Here is a 20,877-nt window from a genome sequence, read left to right on the forward strand (position 1 = left end):
ACGCGAGAAATGGCCTCTATCAGATCGGACAATCAATCAGCTATTAAAGAAAATAGAGTCTTATCAACCGCGAATTGTTGGTTTATATCTTTTCCGACCAGAAGACAATAATTTGGCGGCTAATTTCCAAAATCAAGATAACATTGTCACTACCTGTTTGTTCAGCAGTTTGGGTAGAGATGAAATTCCCCCACCGCCGAATGTCCCTATAGATAATGTCGGATTTAGCGATGTGGTCGCTGACAATGAAATCGACCAAAGTCTCCGCCGCACTTTATTATTTGCCAACTCTACAGACAAGAAATGTACAACATCATTTGCATTTGGTGCATTAATTGCAATTAATTATCTACAAAAACAAGGTATTGCATACGATTTCACTCAAAAAGGAGATTTTATCTTAGGTAAAACCTTGTTTATGCGTTTACAACCTAATTCTGGTGGCTACCAACATTTGGATGCAAAGGGCTATCAAATATTATTAAATTACCGTCACCCCAATAGCCTCGCCGACCAAGTAAACCTCACAGATGTTCTTAGCGATCAAGTCAACCCCAGTTTATTCAAAGACCGTCTGGTAATTATCGGCCCTACAGCAGCTAATATCCCTTCACCTTCAAGTGGCTTTTATACGCCCTACAGCGCTTTACCAGATCAACCAGCTAGAATGCCTGCTCTGTTTATTCATGCACAGATAGCAAGTCAACTCATCAGTACAGTGTTGGATGGGCGACCTTTAATAAATTTTTGGACTGAAGCAATAGAAGAGATATGGATTTTAGGCTGGTCTTTGGTAGGAGCCAGCATTAGTTTATTGTTTTGGAGATGGGCTTCTTGGAAATGGTCGGCCTTCAGTATATTCTTTGCAATGATTGGTCTTGCTGGTATCTGTTACTTGGCTTTCCTGGAAGGTTGGTGGTTACCTTTAATTCCTGCAATGGTAACACTACTATCGTCTATGATTCCTATGCCAGTAGTACCCAGCTATCCTTTAGATAAACTACGCTTCCAGCGCAGTTTAGAGTTAATTTTAGAAGCTTATAATGAAAATCTGGCTGATGCTCGCATAGCTGTTGAATATCTCATCAACTCTAATCCCTCGAAAAGAACTACCACTGAAGGATTGGTTAGTGTTGTTATAGATACACTTAACTCTTGTCAGACTCTTGAAACCATCGCTGCGCTTGCGAATCAACTAGCTTGGATTCCTTCTCAACTGCCAAAAGCTCTTAGCTCTGTACTCCCCCTATTTTTGCAAATTAGCCAAGGAGTGAAGAATGCCTTGGATGTTACGCAAGTAGTCCGTCAGCGCGAATTGCTTAACGAGTCGATAAATGCCTTGCGCTCTTTGTCAGCAAGTTTAGCCTCAGAAATCTTTAGCCGTGAAGCTTCGACTTTTAAAAGTATTGCCGAACGTTGGTTAGCAATCCTAAATGATCGGGCTAGAGGATAAAAAAATAACGCTTTCAGTAGTTTTGCAGTGTTGCAATTGGCTGTATGATTATTTGTAGACTGATTAGAGTGCCAGAAAGCGGTTTAAAGGATGATTCGGTTGTACTTCTCAATCAGATTCGCTCAATTGACAAGCAAAGGCTGATTAAACGTTTGGGAATTCTGCACCCAGAAACGATTGCACAGGTAGATAGAGCAATTCAAATCAGCCTTGGTCTAGTAAACCTTTGAAGCGATGCCTGACAATAAGCAGATGCATCGTCTACACTATAACGTTTCTAAATTCTGCTCAAGGGTTGATTGCAAATTTTTGTGAGATCGCCTGAAAACAGATTTTCATTGTAAGATAGGCGATAGCCTCTATCTATTCGATGTAGCTCAAGCAATATTTTGCGATCGCCCTTTGATATTGAATCAAAGCGATTTTAACCAAAGCGCAATGGCACTACTTGTACTTGTGCATTGGCGATCGCTTCTTTAATCCTTCTGCTTTTATAGCCCAATACGGTTGGGTTAAGGGTTATTGGTACAAAATATTGGGTTTTGAGACGCGATAAATCGGCGTCTCTACAAGTGTTTTGGTCTTATCTAAACTGTATTGGCTTTTAGCCCACTGCATAGTCACTCATTTCACGCATGAAAGGAGGATGAAAACCTAGCACAATATCTTGTTTTGGCACGCCCAAATCAACTAAATCTGCCGCAATATCATGCTCGGTTGAATTGTAAAAAATCCAGATTTTCTCATTCCGAATATCCAGATGCATTACACAATGATGTACCCAGCGCTTATGCTGCCAACCCAGATGCACAATTTGATAGCGATCTCGCAGCGTATCAAAGATAGTCTCAACCTCAATATCACCATAAGCTGGCTTAACTTCTGCGTAACCGATCAACAATTGCTGCACGATTTGCTGATAGTTCTTTAATTTATCCGTCAGTTCTTCCATTGGGAAATTTGCTCCAATTCAATGTCGTAAACAATCATTTTTACGGTATTTTCTTGTAGCATTGAGGCTGGAAAATCAAGTTGAAAGAAGCTGTTATAGATTAGATCGGGGACGGCTAGATAGAGAATGCGATCGGGTTCTTGACGACGCAATGCAGCCCGATAGTTAATAAACTGCCCCAGTGCTGTATGAAACTCTGAAATTGCCGATGCACTAGCCAAAAAACTTTTGACTTCAACCGCAATTTTTTTATCTCCTCGCTCCGCTGCCAGTAATCGTTCTGCCCCCAAGTCAATTTCCATATCTACACCACCTACTTTAATCTGAAGCGGATCGTGAGTAACATTCCACCCATCCTTAGCAAGAGCCGTCTTAACAACTTGATGAAAACGATCCTTAGCCACAACAGACGATCCGATCTAGAGGTGCAATTCAAACCTATCACACCAAGCAAAAGAGCGATCGCTTTTTCTAGTAGCCAGAGTAACTCGATTTTAACTGCTTCCCCAATTGTGCGATCGGGGTTTACTTGCAGTCTCATCTACTCCCAAAGCCTAGATGCGAATTATTTGCCATGCCATCATCAATGAAACAAAACGTCAGTTGAGGTTTTTCATGGCATTATAAGGGGTAATTTTAGATATTGATGGCACACTGGTATTAAGTAATGATGTTCATGCAAATTCCTGGGTAGAGGCTTTTGCAGCTTATGACTTGGAAGTGCCATTTGAAACAGTTAGACCACTCATGGGCATGGGTGGAGATCAACTGATTCCCAAAGTAGTGCCAGAATTAAATGGTGAAGAAGGAACTGGCAAAGCGATCGCTCAACTACGCAAAAAACTATTATTTGACAAATATATACCGCAAACTACTGCTGCTGCTGGTAGCAGAAACTTAATATTAAAGATGCAAAAATCGGGATTGCATCTGGTTGTCGCTAGTTCTGCAAGTTCTGAAGAACTTGAGATCATGCTCAAAATTGCCCAAGTAGATGATTTGCTAACGGAAGTAACTACATCCGATGATGCTGAAGCATCTAAACCTGCTCCTGACATTGTAGAAGCTGCCTTGAACAAAGGGCAAATTACACCAGATAAAGTCGTGATGCTAGGAGATTCGCCCTACGATATTGAGTCTGCCGCCAAAGCAGGGGTAGGTGTAATTGCTTTGCGTTGCGGTGGCTTTAGCGACGAACAACTATCGCAAGCGATCGCAATTTACAACGATCCAGAAGATTTACTACAGCACTATGACTCTTCTATTCTGGGTGCAAATGCTTAAATATTAAAAGAAGGAAGAAGGGTAGGCGATCGCACTCGATTCATTAACAAAGCTGTGCAATATTATACTACTCAAAAAGCCTTAGTCAATCTTGGAGAACAGTTATAGCAAGGGACTGGGGACTAGGGACTGGGGACTAGGGACTGGGTGAAAAGCCTTTTTGTGTCTAAATTTTATCATCTGTTAATGTCCTAACCATTTTGGCTGTTGCTATAAAAGAAAGAGCCATCCAACGGGCGGGACTTGATTTGAAGTTGGTAAATTTTGAGGCGATATCTGGTGAAAAGCTACTTTGCATCTGCGCTTCCCACTTTTTTAGAAGACGCGATTAATCGCGTCTCTAACCTTTGGCTTAGACCTTAGTGTAATTATTGATTACCTTAGCTAAATCTGGCACTGCTTCTTCTACGTGCTTTTTGGCTGAACCGCGAAGTTTTTCATAGGTTCCTCGCACGAGTTGGCGGTTTGAGTTCTTGACTCTAGCATCGGTAACACTCAGTAGCGCGTCTGCTGTATCAGAGCGATTTGCACTCAGATATTCAACTGGATCGCCTTTCTCTACGCCTCTACTCCAGATGGGATCGAGAGCTGTAAAGCATTGCGGTAATATCTGCTCAACGACATAAGGAATATACCCCGGCTTAATCCCTTTCAAAGCAGCAAAGGCAGTTTTCAAAGCGATGCCGCTCATGCCTGACTTGGATGCAAGCTGTCCTTCAATCATGTTGCAACAATCATCTACGACCATAGCCTTTTTGGTCGGATTCAAAAGTCCCTCACTAAGTCCCATTTCACTCTTCCTTATCTAAGTACTAATTCTATTCGGCTAATTTTTTTAGCAAGCAGGAAATTACAGAAAATGGTATCAGAGTTAGAGATGTTGTGGATAAGCTGATACGCTTTTAAGCTGCATAGTTGATAAGAGGTAAGGGGGCAGGGGGCATTGGGCATTGGGCATTGGGCATTGGGCATTAATTATTCCTCCCCTGCTCCCCTGCTCCCCTGCCCCCCTGCCTCTTATGAGACTTAAGAGCTTATCCCATCCTCCTGAGACCTAAGTTGCGTCTCTGGCTGACTTGAGCCAGCAGGTAGAACTTCATGTCTAGTTCCCGAAGCTCCATTTGGTGAATCTGGAGGATTTGAACCTCCTCGTTTCCGAGGTAATATAGCCTGAGCCAAACTCTTAACCAAAATATAGAGAATTGGCACTAAGAACAAACTCAAGAATGTCGAAAGCATCAGCCCGCCAAACAGCGCTGTTCCTAAAGACCAACGGCTGCTGGCTCCAGCCCCTTGAGAAATCACTAGGGGCAAAAATCCTAACAGTGCGGCAAAGGAAGTCATTAAGATCGGTCGCAAACGTTCTTGTCCCGCTTTCACCGCCGCCCTTGTGTAGCTCATGCCCTGCTCGTGCAGTTGATTGGCAAATTCCACGACTAAAATCGCGTTTTTCGCAGCTAGACCAATCAAAGTTACCAAACCTACTTGGCAATAGATATCATCGACCACTTTTGGGAAAAGGCTACCTGCCATGAAAATATTGGAACGCAGCCAAATCGCTGTCATTGCTCCCAAAACTGCCAAAGGAACTGTCAGCAAAATGATAATCGGGTCAACGTAGCTTTCATACTGAGCTGCCAGCACCAGAAAGACAATAACGATCGCTAAGGCAAAAATCAAGCCTGTAGCTCCCCCCGATGTCTTTTCTTGGAGATAAGTGCCTGTCCACTCATAACCAAACCCTTGAGGTAAGTTTTCTGCTGCTAGTTGCTCCATTGCTTTAATCGCCTGTCCAGAACTAGCACCGGGAGCCGGAGCGCCCTGTACTTTGATTGACCTGTACAAGTTGTAATGGGCGATGGTTTTCGGCCCGACAAAGGGAGTAATTGTCACCAAACTGCTCAACGGAATCATCGCCCCATTGGCAGAGCGAACATACAGCTTGCCAATATCCTCTGGATTAGAACGGAACACTCCATCTGCTTGGACATATACCCGATACTGTCGCTGTCCCTGCACAAAGTTATTCACATATTGCGACCCCAGATAAGTTTGCAATGCCCCAAAGATGTCGTTAATTTCAACATTGAGAGCTTTGGCTTGGTTGCGATTTACCTGAATGTCAAATTGGGGAGTATCTGCGGTGAACTGAGTGAAGACTCCTTGGAGAACAGGGGTTTTACGTGCTGCCCCAATCAATTTTTGAGCAGCATCAATTAGGCTTTCAATCGGCGCACTGCCGGTTTTGTCTTGAACGATAAACTCAAAACCACCCGTAGTACTTAATCCTCTCACTGGAGGAGCATTGACTGCGATCGCTCTGGCTTCTGTAATTGTAGATAGCTTTGCGTTCAGTCTTTGAAGTATGCCATAAACAGATTGAGATTGTTCAGTTCTCTCTTTCCAGGGTTTCAGGTTAGCAAAGGCAATGCCTAAATTAGAAGCATTACCATCGAAACCAAAGCCACTGATCATAAAACTAGCTCTAACTTCGGGAGCCGATGTGACTTCTTTGACTACCTTATTCATCACAGATTCGGTATATTTCAAAGAAACCCCGTCAGGCCCCTGGACAATCACAAAGAAGTAACCTTGATCTTCCTCTGGAATAAATCCGGTAGGTACTGCTCTGTACATCAAAACTGTTGCTAATAAACCAGTGAGAAAAACGCCAATTACAACCGGCTTGATATGGGTGAGGTAGCTAATAAACCTGACATATCGCCGCGTGAACCAGCTAAATCCTCGATTAAATTGGGTAAAAAACCACCCCAAAGGGCCGCGTGGAGTCTGAGCAGGGCGCATCAGGATGGCTGCCATACTCGGAGAGAAGGTTAAGGCATTGAAGGTGGAGATGCCAATGGAGCAAGCAACGGTTAAGGCAAATTGTTTGTAAACAATCCCAGTAGTGCCTGGAATGAAGGCAACTGGAATAAATACCGCCATAAGTACAAGTGAAGTGGCAATGATTGCCCCAGTTAACTCCTTCATGGCTTCCACAGCCGCCTCAAAGGGTCTCATACCCTGCTCTAGTTTGACTGCAACTGCCTCCACCACAATAATGGCATCATCCACGACGATCCCGATCGCGAGAACAAAACCAAATAAGGTGAGTGTATTAATTTGAAATCCTAAAACCAACAGAGCCGCACACGTCCCAATCAAGGAAACGGGGATCGCCACAGTCGGAATGATCGTGGTACGCCAGTCTTGTAAAAAGACAAAAATTACCAAGACCACTAGGACAATTGCTTCAACTAGAGTGTGCAGAACTTCTTCTAAAGAAATTTCTACAAACGGAGTGGTATCAAATGCCAACTCGGCTTTGAGTCCAGGTGGAAAACTTTTCTCTAATATTTTGATCTGTTCTTCAACAGCATGAGCAACGTTCAGGGCATTACTACCGGGAAGTTGATATATCCCCAAACCCACGGCTGCCTTGGGAGCATTTCCTGGAATAGTGAATTTGGCATCAGCCAGATAGTTCTCTGCTCCTAGTTCAACTCGACCGACATCTCTGACTTTAACTAGGATGCTATTGGTGCTATTACTAGTGCTATTAGTAGTGTTATTACTGGTGCTACTAGTAGTACTGCCTGGAGTAACTTTTAGCACCATATCTTCAAATTCAGCCGCATCTTTAAATCGACTGGTTGCCCGTAAAGCAAATTCAAAGCTTTGATTATCTGGTGATGGTTCCTTACCAATCGCTCCTGCACCCACTTGAATATTTTGTTGTTGCAGGGCAGTTGTTACATCTTGCGGAGTTAGTTGATGTTGGGCAAGCTTGTTGGGATCGAGCCAGAGACGCATAGCATACTTGCGTTCTCCAAAAACCCTGGCACTTCCTACACCAGGAAGCCGTTTGATCTGATCGAAAATATACAGATCGACATAGTTACTGATAAAAATGTTGTCATACTCATTATTTTCTGAGTAAAACCCATAAACAAGCAATAAACTGCTTGATGCTGTTTCAACAGTTACACCTGTTCGTTGAACAGTATCAGGCAATTGAGGTGAAGCCAGTGCTTCTTTATTTTGAACGTTTACTTGAGCAATATCGCTATTGACATTAGTGGGAAACGAGACAGTTATATTGCTCGAACCATCATTACCCGTATTAGAAGATATATAAGATACATCTTTAACACCATTAATTTGTCGCTCAATAATGTTGGTGACAGTATTTTCTGTTGTTTGAGCATCTGCACCAATATTGTTGGAGCTAACTGTAATTTGTACTGGGGCAAGGTCTGGTAGCTGAGAAATGGGAAGAATCGGTATACAGATGCTTCCCAGCAGCAAGATAATGAACGTGCAGACCGTCGTCAGCACTGGCCGCCTGATGAAGGTATTGACAAACATAAATCAAGCAATAATGGAATTGTTTCAGACTGGTTAGCAACGTAGTAGCTTTTTATTAATATAAGGATTTATTAAGGCTTAATGTCGGCGATCGCACAAGATTGGGGATTGGGTACAAAAGGCAGAGGAGCAGAGGGGCAGAAGGGAAAGACTTAGTGCAACTTCTCCCTTGCTCCCCTGCCCCCTGCTCCCCTGCCCCTGCCCCTTGCCCCCTGCCCCCTGCTCCCTGCTAGGAGAAGTCACGGTTGGGTCTCATCAACCGAAAAATGCGGTAATGAATCTAAATTTCTAATTAGCTTTGCCATTACTCGAAAAATTTAACGATTGCTCGTCATTGACCCAAATTGCTTGTTGAGGGACAGAAATCGAAATTCCCGCTTCGTCTAAGGCAACTTTTAGGCGGCGGCGAAACTCGCGTGCTACATCCCATTGCTTCAGGGGCAGTGTTTTAATCCAGACACGAATAATCAAACCGCGATCGCCAAATTGATCTATTCCCAAAACTTGCGGTGGTTCCAATATTTGACTCTGCCATTGCATTTCTTGATTCATGTTATCAGCAATAGTTGCAATCAGCTTCAAAGCCTCTTCTGTATCGGCTTGGTAGGCGATGGGAATTGTTAAATCGGCTCGCGACCAACGACTAGAAAGATTGGCAACAACTTTAATTTCGCCATTGGGAATTGTAATCAAGCGCCCTTCAGAATCCCGTACTTGGGTCATCCGCAGATTCAGATTTTCTACTAAGCCTCCCACGCTTCCCACATTAATCACATCGCCTAAAGCATACTGGTCTTCTAAAATGATCAAAAAACCGTTAATCGCATCTTTAATTAAGTTTTGCGATGCCAAAGACAATGCAACACCAACTAAACTCGCACCCGCTAGTAAGGGAACGATATCTATCCCCAAGGATACCAGCGCGATCAAGAAACCTACTCCTACCCAGATAACAGTAGTGATACTTTTAGTTACACCAGAAAATGTGGAAACACGCAGTTGCAACCGTGCAGAACTTTCTGGGGTGAGGAAAGCACTACTGCTAATCAGTGTGGAGGCGAAGCGGTCAATCAGGGCGTAGGTCAAACGAATTGCTACATAAGTTGCCAAGCATACAACACCTAATCGCACAGGAAATTGAGCGGCTGTGAGAATTGCTACCTGCAAACCTCGTGTATAGGGAAATAGACCCAAAATAAAGAAGCTTCCACCTCCCCAAATTCCGGCTTGACTGAGCTGAAATAATCGTCTTTTGGCTTCTTGGAGATGTTGTTGTTGTCGTTGATTTAGCTGTGTTGTAATTGCTTGATCTGTTGGTTTTGAGTAGTTGAAGAGTTCTCTTTGGGGTTGAGAGGCAATGGAGTTTTCTAAATTCTTTTGGGAACGCCGCTGCCAACTATATACCCCCCAACTCATGACAATCATTGCTAGTCCGATACCGCCAGCAATTTTACCTTGGTCGATTAAAGATTGAATTTGCCTTTCTTGCTTGGCTTGTTGCAAGTCTTCTTGTAATGATTCGGCGACTTGATTTGCCGATGTCGATATATCTACCTGTCGCAGTTCCGCATCTTCCGAAGTAACGGTCATCAGATATTGACCGTTGACATAAATTACTGGTAATTCGTTTACTTTGCGAACTTCTACCTTGACTGGTGTTTTTGCTGGTGATTGAAAGTAATTTTGACCAATTTTCTCCAACTTCTTTTGAATATCTTCTGAACGCTCAGGAAAGTTGGTTCTTGTTGCCGCTATTTGAAATAACCGACGACCATCTAAATAAATCCAGCCCGAAACAATTCTGTTATCTGAATCATTACTAATACTGCTGGGAGCTTGCAGTTGCGGTAAAAGAGGTATCTGGGCCGTGGCTTTTGGCACAGATACAATGCCTATAGCCATTGAACTAGCGATGCCTACGGCGGGCAAAGCCAACGCCAAAAATTGAAAACGCACTTCAAACACCTCCTTGAGTAAAATCTATCAATTACTACTTTAACTATCCTGCTTAATTCCTTTGGGTAGATGTACCTATCTAAAGTTGAAGTTTTCCCTTGAGTTGATGAGAATTTGATATATTTTTCTTTGTCTTCTATCTTTAGATAGATGACGAAAATCAGTATGCCAGCGTAAAAAGAGTTTTACTCTTACCAAAGATAAAACAAAAAGGAAGAAGCTGAAGAGGAAGTTGACATTCCGGCGATCAAACGTCAAGCTAGTTTTGAGGATTCTTGACTAGTGATTTGCTTTTATCCAAGCAAAAATCACCAGTAGTAGAATAACCTAGTAGAGTGCGTAAAACTTACGTAGCTTTTTTAATTTTTTGAGGTAACTTTTGATGACCGCAACTTCTCCCCGATTAAAGCACGAGGTTAAAGACCTCGGCCTAGCTGCCTTGGGAAGACAGCGCATTGAATGGGCTGGACGCGAAATGCCAGTTTTGAAGCAAATCCGCGATCGCTTTGCAACCGAAAAGCCCTTCGCTGGTTTACGCCTTGTAGCTTGTGCCCACATTACAACCGAAACAGCACATTTGGCGATCGCTTTGAAAGCCGGTGGTGCAGATGCGCTTTTAATTGCTAGCAATCCCCTATCAACCCAAGATGACGTAGCCGCTAACCTCGTCGTCGATCATGAAATTCCCGTCTTTGCTCAAAAAGGCGAAGATAACGCAACTTATAACCGCCACGTCCAAATAGCTTTAGATCATCGTCCCAATATCATTATTGATGACGGTAGCGATGTAGTTGCAACTTTGGTACAAGAACGCCAACACCAAATTGCTGATTTGATTGGTACCACCGAAGAAACCACCACTGGTATTGTACGGTTACGCGCCATGTTTAGAGAAGGCGTTCTCACCTTCCCCGCAGTCAACGTCAACGACGCGGACACCAAGCACTTCTTTGATAATCGCTATGGTACTGGGCAATCAACCTTAGATGGCATTATCCGCGCCACCAATATTTTGTTGGCTGGGAAGAATGTTGTTGTTGTCGGTTATGGCTGGTGTGGTAAAGGTACAGCCCTCCGCGCCCGTGGGATGGGTGCTAACGTCATCGTCACCGAAATCGACCCCATCAAGGCAATTGAAGCCGTAATGGATGGCTTCCGCGTCCTGCCAATGGCAGAAGCTGCACCCCAAGGTGATATATTTATCACTGTGACTGGTAACAAGCACGTTGTTCGTGGCGAACACTTCGATGTCATGAAAGATGGTGCGATCGTTTGTAACTCCGGTCACTTTGACTTGGAACTTGATTTGAAATACTTGGCTGCACAAGCTAAAGAAATCAAAGAAGTTCGTCCTTTCACCGAAGAGTATAAATTGAAAAATGGTAAATCAGTTGTCGTTCTCGGACAAGGACGCTTGATTAACCTAGCTGCGGCTGAAGGACACCCCAGCGCGGTAATGGATATGAGTTTTGCAAACCAAGCTTTGGCTTGCGAATACCTGGTGAAGAATAAAGGTAAGTTGCAACCTGGTTTGCACTCAATTCCGGTTGAAGTCGATAAAGAAATTGCTCGGTTGAAGTTGCAGGCTATTGGGATCACCATTGATAGCCTCACACCCGATCAAATTGAGTACATCAATTCTTGGACAAGTGGAACTTGATACATTGATTAATTGATTTTTTGAGGGATAAGCCCAAAAGCTTATCCCTTTTTTTGGGGTTTTGCCCAAGCGACTGGCGTGGGCTAGGGGGGATCGTATAGATGCCTAAAGTCACAGCCAACCAATTTTAAAACAACCTTTAAGGCTAGAATTTCTTTCCTAGCCTTTTGTCTTTAAAGCATTTTAGCAATGAGGATATTAGTAAACAATTTTATTTAAGAGCGGCTAAAGTTCGATGTCCAATTATTCCATCTGCTCTTAATCCTTTAGATTTCTGAAATTTGATCACAGCTGCACGAGTCTTATTATCAAATACACCATTCACACTTGCTGTATAGAATCCTTGCTGTTTTAAAGAATTTTGAACAGTTTTCACTGTCTCTCCTTTGCTGCCTACTGTCAGTACAGTACCAGTACTACGCTTTGCCACATGATTAGATTTGTGCTTGGCACTAAGCTTTGGTACAGCATTAGGCTTTTTCATGGTGTTGCCTTGCTGAGTACTTTGGGCAATGTGGGTAGCAGTAGCCGAATTTTGGTTTTTATTATTAGTTAAAGAGTAAGCAGGTACAGCAGTAGCTAGAGTCAAAGCAGGGAGCAAAGCAAGTACTTTCCAATTCATTTTCTTGTTCCTTACAACTGTATGAGATTTTGCAATTTCTATTTGAAGAATCATCTTCATAAGGTACTGTGCCTTAAGTGATTCTCTTCTGTAGATTCTGGTATGTGGGTTTAGTCTGAGACTATTTCCGAAGCCAGAGCTATAGCATCACACGTCGTATTGACAAAGCTATTGCAAAATTGTGACAAAACCATGACTAAGTGTATTAAAATTTATGTCGCACGAAATTGCGCTAGTACCGCAAGGCGGAATTAAAAATTAAAAATTAAAAATTAATACAGCATAAGCATTTCATTGGTTTTGAATGAAATGACACGCTTGTTAAGATACAGCTCTTGTCCCAACTGGAACAAGCCTCCGGGCTGGGAAACCATTCTCGGAGGCTCCGCCTCCTCTTTCTTGACAACAGGCAGCAGCCCACAGGAACTCGTTTCCAGCCTGGAGGCTGGGAACGAGGATACAATAAGTGTTTGGGCTTTACAAGCGTGCCATTCGGTTTTGAATGCGTGGTTTATTTACGCGGTACTGTACTAGTCTCTTTTATCCTCCGAACCCAACATTTTTAATAATTTTCTGGCAGCTAAAACGCCCATAACTCCTGCGCCAACCACCTCCACTGCTTGGACAACTTTTTTGCCCACATCATGAGGATCGAGATGGTGATGAAAAATCTCTTCATCCACCCATTCAGTTGTTGCTTTAAAGTCATGAATTGGTGTTGGTAATAGCGTTAAATAAGTTCCTTGACGAATTAAATGCCCGGATTCTCCTGCAACTTCAAAAACATTGAATAAGTTAGCAGCAGCATCATTTAACCCTAATTTTAAGAGAGTTCCGCGTATATTTACCTTTACTGGTTTGAGGTCTTTGCCTAAAGCTAATGCTTTCAAATTTTGGGCAATATTGGCTCCTTGCTGATAAGCAACTTGGGCTGTTGGCGGTAGTGAATTATCTTGAACTGCTACACAATCCCCGCCTGCAAAGACTTCTGGAAAGTCAAGTAGTTGCATTGTCGGAGTAACTAGGAGGCGGTTATGACGATCGCGGTGTTCTTGAGAAATTGGTAAATCTTTAATTAGTGGGTGAATAGAAGTGCCAGCTGTCCAGATTGCGGTGTATGTTGGCAATGTTTCAATTTGCTCATTGCGTTTATATTCAATGGCATTGGCATGAATAGTAGTGGCTTCTGCTCCCGTAAGTATTTCAATTGGAATTGTGCGTTTTTGTAATTCTTTCTCAGCAATTGGGCGCAGAGGATTGTTAATATCACCATTGAGAATTTCTTCACCGTGATTGAGCAATACTATACGGATTTCACTAGAATTTCCTCCCATAGCGCTATACCAATGTGGGAGTAAATCAGCTAGAGTAGCTGCCATTTCTACACCACTTGCACCACCACCAACTATAACTATTGTTAGCAGTTGACGACGTTGTTCTGGATCTTCAGTTTTGATTGCTTTTTGCAAACAATCGCCTAAATGCCGATCGAGAGTGATCGCATCTGCTTGTGTCCAAAAAGGAAAAGCGTATTCTTTAGCACCTTCAAGATGATGATAAGCAGTAACACTACCCAAAGCTAATACTAAGTTACTGTAGTTGTATGAGTTTCCCGAAGCTAATTTGACTTGTTGTTGGTGCAAGTCGATCGATTCCACTGCATCTTGAACAAAAATTACACCACTACCTTTAAGCAATTCTGCAAAACGCGGTACTACTTGAAAAGCATCCATCTCACCACTGAAATATTCGTAGAGTAATGGCTTAAAGCAAAAGCTTTCATTGCGATCGATCAAAATTACAGAGCGAGGATAATGTTCGTGAGCCAGGTGTAAGGCTGTAAATAAGCCAGTGAAGCCACCACCAAGAATCACAGTTTGATAAACTGGGCTATTCATAAAATATCTCCAAAGTATTGTCAAATCAATGAATTTGCCAGGATGTTATACCAATTCACAATTCGCAATTAAAAAAATTAAAGATAGTTAGCCTTTCAGGGTTTACATCTGTTTCATAATTTTAGTGAATTGGTATTACGCATTTAAATCAGATTTTCTGTCTCACGCATAGGTGCAAAGCAAGAATCACAATTAAGATTTTTGCGAAAATACAAATGACAAATGACAAATGACAAATGATTAATTAGCTATACGAATAAAAATAACGCAATTAAAAAGACGCTGAGGAATAAAGCGAAAGCAATAGCGTATTCGACTCTGCGACTAAAAAATCCCACAGCAGCAATTAGAGCGATCGCAAGCCCAATAATGCCAACATATTGCTCTTTTTGTAAACCTTGTGCAATTAGCGGATCTTTACCTGGTGCGGGAGTTTCTTGAACTGCTTTTGGGGCGAGTTTTGATGCTGGTAATTCTTGGATGAATAAATTCATGAAGTTACTCCTGTAAATATTTAGTGAAGTGAAAAATTTTATGCTCGCCAAAGGTAGAGAAGCGAGAAAAGGAAGATCCAAACTACATCAACAAAGTGCCAAAATAGAGTTGTCGCACTTGTACCGAAGTGAGTTTTATTATAATTGCCTGGAATGAATGAGCGAATCAGCATAATTATCTGAAGCACTACACCAGCTAGAACGTGTAAACCGTGGAAACCTGTCAGCAAATAGAATGTGGAACCAACTAATCCCGTAGTGAGCTTGAAATCGAGATTTTTCCACTCAATTAATAGACCAATTAAAAAGTAGATTCCCATTGCGATCGTTATCAACCAGAGCCAGCGAAATTTACTCAATTGATTACGCTTGAGGGCATTTTCTGCTGGTTGAATCACAAAGCTACTAGAAAGTAAAACTACCGTATTAATAATCACGAGTTTAGACAATTCTGGCCCAGAAACCCCAGGTGGTAGCCAGTTATTAGTATTCAGTCGTAAAGCAACATAAGTAAAGATAAAACTCAAAAAAATGATACTTTCCGACAACAAGAATACACTAAACCCGAACATTCCTTTGCCATGATGATCTTCATGACTTCCGCCACCACTTGGCAGAAAGCGCTGTAACCAATTCGGTAAGCGTCGCCGCCACCGATCGAAACGGATCGGACTTTCATCTATATGGATGCTGCGCTGTTGCATAATTCGTAATTCGTAATTCGTAATTCGTAATTAATAAATTCAGGTTCCATCTGATTTTTCGGACAGAGCAGATTATCCTTATAAAACCTCCGCGTCCCTTTGCGCTAACCTCCGCGTCCCTTTGCGTTAAAAAAAGCACGGAATTACTCACCATTATCAGAATTTTCCACGAATGAATATTTTGGATCGCCATAGTCATAAGGAGGTCTGTTGACAACAGGAATCTCTTCAAAGTTATCTCGCGGAGGTGGCGAAGAAGTTGTCCATTCCAATCCCGTCGCGTGCCAGGGATTATTAACTGCTCTGACTCCATATAGCCAGGAACCGACAATGTTAGCAATAAAGGGCAGCGTTGATACTCCTAATAAGAATGATCCCAGGCTTGCGATGATGTTCCATCCCTGATACTGGGGATCGTAGGAGGAAATTCGGCGTAGCATCCCTTGTAAACCCAAGGGATGCATGGAGAAAAAGGTGATATTTGCAGGAATAAAGGTTAACCAGAAATGCAGTTTACCCCAACCCTCGGCGTACATCCTGCCAGTTATTTTGGGAAACCAGAAGTAAATTCCGGCAAAGATTGCCATTGTGATCGTATTAAAAACAATGTAGTGGAAGTGACCGACGACAAAGTAAGTATTATTGACGTGGATATCAAATGGTGTAGCGGCAAGCATCACACCAGTGACACCGCCAAAAATAAACATCGCTGCACCTCCCATCGCAAACAGCATTGGTGTCTCTAGGTGCAATTTGCTCCTCCAGATGGTGGCAGTCCAAGCGAATGCCTTAACACCTGTGGGTATGGCAACTAACATTGAGGTGGCCATGAAGGTCATCCGCATCCAGCCGGGGGTGGCACTGGTGAACATGTGATGCACCCAAACGAAGATGCTGACTACAGCAATACCTAAAGAAGCAAGAGCAACTGACCGATAGCCAAATAAAGGATTGCGAGAAAAGGCTGGGAGAACTTCCGCAATAATACCGAAGGCTGGTAGCGCCATGATATACACTGCGGGATGAGAGTAGAACCAAAATAAATGTTGGTAAATGATCGGATCGCCACTTCCTTCCGGTTTAAAAAATTGTGTACCGAAGGAGAGGTCAAGCAACAGGAGGATCAATGCACCTGTCAAGGAAGGTAAGTTAATCAGCTGCAACAACTGGGCGCTAAAAACTGACCACACAAAGACCGGCATGCGAAAAAATGTCATCCCTGGCGATCGCATCCAAAAGATAGTGGTAACAAAGTTAACAGCCCCCATAATTGAAGAGATGCCGATTAATACTAGGCTAACTATCCAAATAAATTGACCGTTAATCAACTGACCGGCTGGAGCTTGCAGACTAACTGGTGGATAAGACCACCAACCAGCTTGTGCAGTCCCGCTTGGTAGTAAGAAGCTAGACAGTAGTAAAAGACCCGCTGGTGGCAAAATCCAAAAAGAGATGGCGTTAAGCAGGGGAAAAGCCATATCCCGCGCTCCAATCATCAATGGTATTAGGTAGTTAGCAAGACCTGCATTGAAGGGTATAATCCACAGGAAAATCATGATTGTCCCGTGCATGGTGAATAAACCATTGTAGAGGGGGCGGTCAACTAAATTTGCTTCCGGGGTGAGCAATTCAGCCCGGATAATCATCGCCAACAGCCCGCCAAGTAGAAAGAAAATGAAGGTCATCACCATGTACTGAACACCGATTACCTTATGGTCGGTGCTGAAGCTGAAATATTCCCGCCAGTTATTCTCAGGTTCTCTATTGTTGGCTATAGCTTCACTCAAATCATGTGTCATTATTTGTCTTCCTTTGATTGGCTACAGCTGTTTGAGCGGGTGCGACTGTGTACCAGCCGCTTTTGAATAATGTCTTTGGTGGTTGGATATTTTCGACAACTGCCTGATTTTTAGTGTTTGTAGTTTCGCTAGACACTGTTTGCGCAAGCCACTGGTTATACTGAGTAAGGGATTCAACATATACATCTGCTTCCATCAAGGCAAAATAAGCACCACTGAATTGAGAATCTTTCAGTCGATATTTACCTGGGCGAATCGGTGTTAGCACAATGTCAATGTTCCGTCCTGGAACAATATCTTGCTTTAAGCGAAACTCAGGAACATAGAAGCCGTGGATTACTTTCTCGGCTTGCATATTTAAGCGAGTGCTGCGATCGAGCGGCAAGTGCAATTCCTTACTGGTAAGATTATTTGGATAGTGGAAAGACCAATCCCACTGCCTTACGAAAACATCAATTGTTTCAGATGCAGGTTTGGGGACATCGCTAACGGTTGCGGCGTAGGCGGGTGCAGATTCTAGGGGCGCGTGCAAATGCACTATTTGGTTTAGACCCAAAATATTTAATTGCTGATAAATATTGAAGCTTTGAAAGGCAATCCATATTACTAACAAAGTTGGCGTCGCTGTCCACAATATTTCTAACTTGCCATTACCTCTAGAAGGGTGTCCCTCGCTATAGTCTTCTGGGCGGGCGCGATGGAAGGCGATCGCATACACGATAACACCAACCAGCCCCAGCAAAATAAATGCTCCAATTGAGACTAAAAAGCTAAATAAATCATCTACCCGTTGTGCTTCTGCTGTCGCTTGGGGAGGCATCCAAGAAAATGCCTGTTGTCCAATCCACCGACTGACAATTAGCAGCCCTGCGACATAAAACGCTATTAGTACATATTCCCAAAAACTAAACATAATAATTTCATCTAAGAGTACTTCCCACTTGATTATTTGAGTAGTAAATTTGGGTTTTTACCTTCTTGGAGTAACCTCGCAGCAGTAACGTGTATTCCAAACTCTTCTCCCAATTGCGCCCCCAAAGTTCCGTGGACAAACAAAATGCCCAATATTGCAATACCTGCTAATAAGTAACTCCACTGTACCTGCCTAGAAGCATCCTTGCGCCAGCGATAACGTTGTAAACCTCTCCATACTGTCATGGCAACAATGATCGCCAACAATGAAATGCCACCCAAGCCATGCAAAAGCATCGTCCAACCAGCAGTTAACCCCCAAACGCTCTTTTGATCGATTGGTGGATTGGCTAGCAATAACTCGAAAAAACCAGCTGCAACGGTGAAAAAAGTGATAAAAGCTGCTCCAATGAGGTTATACCAGCCGACATCAAAAAAACCAGAACGCAGGGTAGGCAAACCCAAAAATTTGAAGATTGGTTTTTCTAAAGCAAAAAGCGCTCCCGCAATATCAAAAATAATCGCAAGAATGAATAAACCCAATGTTAGATGCACCAGTTGCGGATGTATGGGAATCTCATAAGGTAATCCGTTGGCATTCAGCCTCAATCTCAACTGGTCAATCAATTGCCAGTTCATGGCACAACTCCCTGCTTCATCCCTTGCACAACTGGCTCGATATGTAACCCATACACCCAAACTAGCTTGCTTCCTAAATAGACTTGCAAGCACACTAAGCATACTAAAAACGTTGCGACACCAAGGTAAGCAGGTGGTACTTTTCGGGGAGTGCGTTTGCGAATCACGAAACGCCAAGCTGTAATGCCAACAACAATAGCCGCCAGCGACCAACCCATCACCGTATGAAAATTCATTGTTGGTTGGACTGCTGGGTAGATGTTCGCCAGACCTGCTTCAAACTGACCAAGAATCACCGCTAAAAAAATAGCTGCTGAGGCCACAAACATATTCCAGAAACTCACCTCAAACAACCGCACGTTACGGCTAAAATAGCCTAGCACATCGCACACGAAAGAAAAAAGCACCATCGCAATTACGAAGTGAACAACGATCGGATGTAGAGGGTCAGGGTATGGTAAATTTTGGTTATTCAGAGACAGAGCAAGCATCGCTTTCTCCTTCATAAGTCAAATATATATGCGTTGCATGGAATTGCCATCCGCTTAATGCACCATTCATATTTTCCAGAATACTGCGCTAACGTCACAGTTCGACCAATTAAAAAACATTGACAATTTCCGATACACTGCAATTTTTCAAGTAGCTTTTGAAATACAAATACATAATTACTATTTTTCAGTAATTATTTTCTCCAAAGGTAAAACTCACTAAAACAACTACATTTCTGATTGGTATCATATCTTGATTAGTATTTCCAAAAACTAAAAATTTTCTTTTTAATTAAATGGGATTGCTAATAGCCAATTTAATCAGACGCTTGAGAAGCGCCTAAAAAATGTTTAACGTCTTATATAATTTTCTGATTAACTAAAAAGTTTACTTTCATCAATAATCAAACTTGCTTTGAATATACCATAAATATTTCTTAAGATTGATATAAGTTTGAAAATTACATTTTTACAAATCTTAAAAAGAAAAACATGCGATTGTCACAGAAATGACAAAGTATTTCAATATTTTTTACTAAAAAATATACTGGTATCTTTCTCTAGATAGATTAGAAAAATACTAAAGCTTTTTAAAATCATTAAGAAAGTAAAACTTTTTTGAGCCATAATTTTCTGATTTAAAAATTAAAATTGTCAGGGTAATACTACGCAAAAAAAGCAAAAATATCATGAAAGTCTTGCAAATATTGGGATATTCACAACGAATAGAAGTTTTAAAAATATCGAAAGCATTATGAGTTATTCCCCTTACCTGCTCAAAGGTCAAAAAGCACTTGTGACGGGTGCTAGTTCTGGTATTGGTCAAGCGATCGCTCGCTATTTAGCTTTATCGGGTGCAGCAGTAGTCGTCAATTATCGTTCGGAAGCTGAATCAGCCCAAAAACTTGTTGATGACATCAAAGCGGCTAATGGTGAAGCATTTGCTATTCAAGCTGATGTTAGCAAAGAAGACGAAATAAAGGCGATGTTTAGCCAAACAATCGAGCGATTCGGCACTATTGACATTTTGATAAACAATGCAGGTCTGCAAAAAGATTCACCGTTTGTAGATATGACCCTCGATCAATGGAATAGAGTTATTGATGTTAATTTGACAGGACAATTCTTATGTGCTAGGGAAGCTGCAAAGGAATTCTTGCGCCGGGGTATACAGCCCGATATTTCATCTGCCGCAGGTAAGATTATTTGTATAAGTTCAGTACATCAGGTAATTCCTTGGGCGGGTCATGTTAATTATGCTGCAAGTAAGGGCGGTATAAATATGATGATGCAAAGTATTGCTCAAGAACTTGCACCCCATAAAATTCGCGTTAATAGTATTGCCCCTGGTGCAATCAAAACCCCCATTAATAAATCAGCTTGGGATACTCCAGAGGCAGAAGCAAAGTTATTAAAACTGATTCCAGCAAAACGTGTGGGTGATGTAGAAGATATTGCTAAAGCAGCGGTTTGGTTAGCTTCTGATGAGTCTGATTATGTCTATGGTACAACTTTATTTGTAGATGGTGGTATGACCTTGTATCCAGGTTTTGCAGACAATGGTTAATTGATAATGCTTACAAAAGTTAGGGTTAACTCTGGTTTGATAACAATCAACGATTAAATTTAGCTGTAGGAGAAGTTT

At 42.3% G+C, this 20,877-nt stretch carries 18 protein-coding genes; 5 read left to right on the forward strand and 13 right to left on the reverse strand.

The genetic code is table 11. The features are described from left to right. A partial coding sequence (locus RMY32_RS09340; RefSeq protein WP_322714769.1) for a CHASE2 domain-containing protein occupies window positions 1–1,453 on the forward strand: 1,453 nt, incomplete at its 5' end. 44 nt (window positions 1,454–1,497) lie between these two features. Further along, the gene (locus tag RMY32_RS09345; protein WP_322714770.1) at window positions 1,498–1,683 is read left to right on the forward strand and encodes a type II toxin-antitoxin system PemK/MazF family toxin; all 186 of its coding nucleotides are present in this window, start codon (window positions 1,498–1,500) and stop codon (window positions 1,681–1,683) included. A gap of 374 nt (window positions 1,684–2,057) precedes the next feature. Here RMY32_RS09345 and RMY32_RS09350 read toward each other — a convergent pair whose 3' ends face one another. Both RMY32_RS09350 and RMY32_RS09355 read right to left on the reverse strand, forming a co-directional pair. Beyond that, window positions 2,058–2,405 carry a XisI protein gene (locus RMY32_RS09350; RefSeq protein WP_322714771.1) on the reverse strand — a complete coding sequence of 116 codons (348 nt, stop codon included), beginning with the start codon at window positions 2,403–2,405 and terminating at the stop codon, window positions 2,058–2,060. After that, window positions 2,393–2,809 (reverse strand): element excision factor XisH family protein, encoded by a 417-nt coding sequence (locus RMY32_RS09355; protein ID WP_322682842.1) that lies wholly within the window; start codon window positions 2,807–2,809, stop codon window positions 2,393–2,395. Before RMY32_RS09355 ends, RMY32_RS09350 begins: the two co-directional genes overlap by 13 nt. A 229-nt stretch (window positions 2,810–3,038) precedes the next feature. Here RMY32_RS09355 and RMY32_RS09360 point away from each other — a divergent pair, with 229 nt between their 5' ends. Next, on the forward strand, window positions 3,039–3,689 hold the full coding sequence (locus RMY32_RS09360) for an HAD family hydrolase (RefSeq protein WP_409882617.1): 651 nt from the start codon (window positions 3,039–3,041) through the stop codon (window positions 3,687–3,689). Window positions 3,690–4,041: 352 nt separating this feature from the next. Here the strand turns inward: RMY32_RS09360 and RMY32_RS09365 are convergent, their stop codons facing one another. The 3 genes from RMY32_RS09365 to RMY32_RS09375 form a co-directional block, all read right to left on the reverse strand. Beyond that, window positions 4,042–4,479 carry a DUF6918 family protein gene (locus RMY32_RS09365; RefSeq protein ID WP_322714773.1) on the reverse strand — a complete coding sequence of 146 codons (438 nt, stop codon included), beginning with the start codon at window positions 4,477–4,479 and terminating at the stop codon, window positions 4,042–4,044. 236 nt (window positions 4,480–4,715) lie between these two features. Beyond that, on the reverse strand, window positions 4,716–8,057 hold the full coding sequence (locus tag RMY32_RS09370; RefSeq protein WP_322714774.1) for an efflux RND transporter permease subunit: 3,342 nt from the start codon (window positions 8,055–8,057) through the stop codon (window positions 4,716–4,718). Between the two features lie 288 nt (window positions 8,058–8,345). Beyond that, window positions 8,346–10,013, reverse strand: a complete 1,668-nt coding sequence (locus RMY32_RS09375) for a mechanosensitive ion channel family protein (protein WP_409882604.1) — start codon at window positions 10,011–10,013, stop codon at window positions 8,346–8,348. A gap of 382 nt (window positions 10,014–10,395) precedes the next feature. Between RMY32_RS09375 and ahcY the strand changes: the two genes are divergently transcribed. Further along, the gene (gene ahcY, locus RMY32_RS09380; protein ID WP_322714775.1) at window positions 10,396–11,673 is read left to right on the forward strand and encodes an adenosylhomocysteinase; all 1,278 of its coding nucleotides are present in this window, start codon (window positions 10,396–10,398) and stop codon (window positions 11,671–11,673) included. 211 nt (window positions 11,674–11,884) lie between these two features. On the opposite strand, the gene RMY32_RS09385 is transcribed toward ahcY, so the two are convergent. The 8 genes from RMY32_RS09385 to RMY32_RS09420 form a co-directional block, all read right to left on the reverse strand. Next, window positions 11,885–12,295 carry a peptidoglycan-binding domain-containing protein gene (locus RMY32_RS09385; protein ID WP_322714776.1) on the reverse strand — a complete coding sequence of 137 codons (411 nt, stop codon included), beginning with the start codon at window positions 12,293–12,295 and terminating at the stop codon, window positions 11,885–11,887. 530 nt (window positions 12,296–12,825) lie between these two features. Then, complete coding sequence (locus RMY32_RS09390) at window positions 12,826–14,193, reverse strand: NAD(P)/FAD-dependent oxidoreductase (RefSeq protein ID WP_322714777.1); 1,368 nt, start codon at window positions 14,191–14,193, stop codon at window positions 12,826–12,828. A gap of 248 nt (window positions 14,194–14,441) precedes the next feature. Beyond that, on the reverse strand, window positions 14,442–14,687 hold the full coding sequence (locus tag RMY32_RS09395; protein WP_322714778.1) for a hypothetical protein: 246 nt from the start codon (window positions 14,685–14,687) through the stop codon (window positions 14,442–14,444). A 38-nt stretch (window positions 14,688–14,725) separates the two neighbouring features. Next, on the reverse strand, window positions 14,726–15,391 hold the full coding sequence (locus RMY32_RS09400) for a heme-copper oxidase subunit III (protein WP_322714779.1): 666 nt from the start codon (window positions 15,389–15,391) through the stop codon (window positions 14,726–14,728). 143 nt (window positions 15,392–15,534) lie between these two features. Next, window positions 15,535–17,190, reverse strand: coding sequence for a cbb3-type cytochrome c oxidase subunit I (locus tag RMY32_RS09405; RefSeq protein WP_322714780.1), 1,656 nt, complete (start codon window positions 17,188–17,190; stop codon window positions 15,535–15,537). Continuing rightward, on the reverse strand, window positions 17,180–18,103 hold the full coding sequence (locus tag RMY32_RS09410) for a cytochrome c oxidase subunit II (protein ID WP_322714781.1): 924 nt from the start codon (window positions 18,101–18,103) through the stop codon (window positions 17,180–17,182). The genes RMY32_RS09405 and RMY32_RS09410 overlap by 11 nt, the downstream gene beginning before the upstream one ends. Window positions 18,104–18,135: 32 nt before the next feature. Further along, entirely contained in the window at window positions 18,136–18,741 is a 606-nt protein-coding gene (locus tag RMY32_RS09415; RefSeq protein WP_322714782.1) for a DUF2231 domain-containing protein, read from the reverse strand. Next, entirely contained in the window at window positions 18,738–19,232 is a 495-nt protein-coding gene (locus RMY32_RS09420; RefSeq protein WP_322714783.1) for a DUF2231 domain-containing protein, read from the reverse strand. The genes RMY32_RS09415 and RMY32_RS09420 overlap by 4 nt, the downstream gene beginning before the upstream one ends. 754 nt (window positions 19,233–19,986) lie before the next feature. Here RMY32_RS09420 and RMY32_RS09425 point away from each other — a divergent pair. Then, complete coding sequence (locus RMY32_RS09425; RefSeq protein ID WP_322714784.1) at window positions 19,987–20,799, forward strand: SDR family oxidoreductase; 813 nt, start codon at window positions 19,987–19,989, stop codon at window positions 20,797–20,799. Window positions 20,800–20,877: the final 78 nt, after the last annotated feature.

Source organism: Nostoc sp. ChiSLP03a (genome assembly GCF_034531215.2).
Classification (GTDB): Bacteria; Cyanobacteriota; Cyanobacteriia; order Cyanobacteriales; family Nostocaceae; genus Nostoc.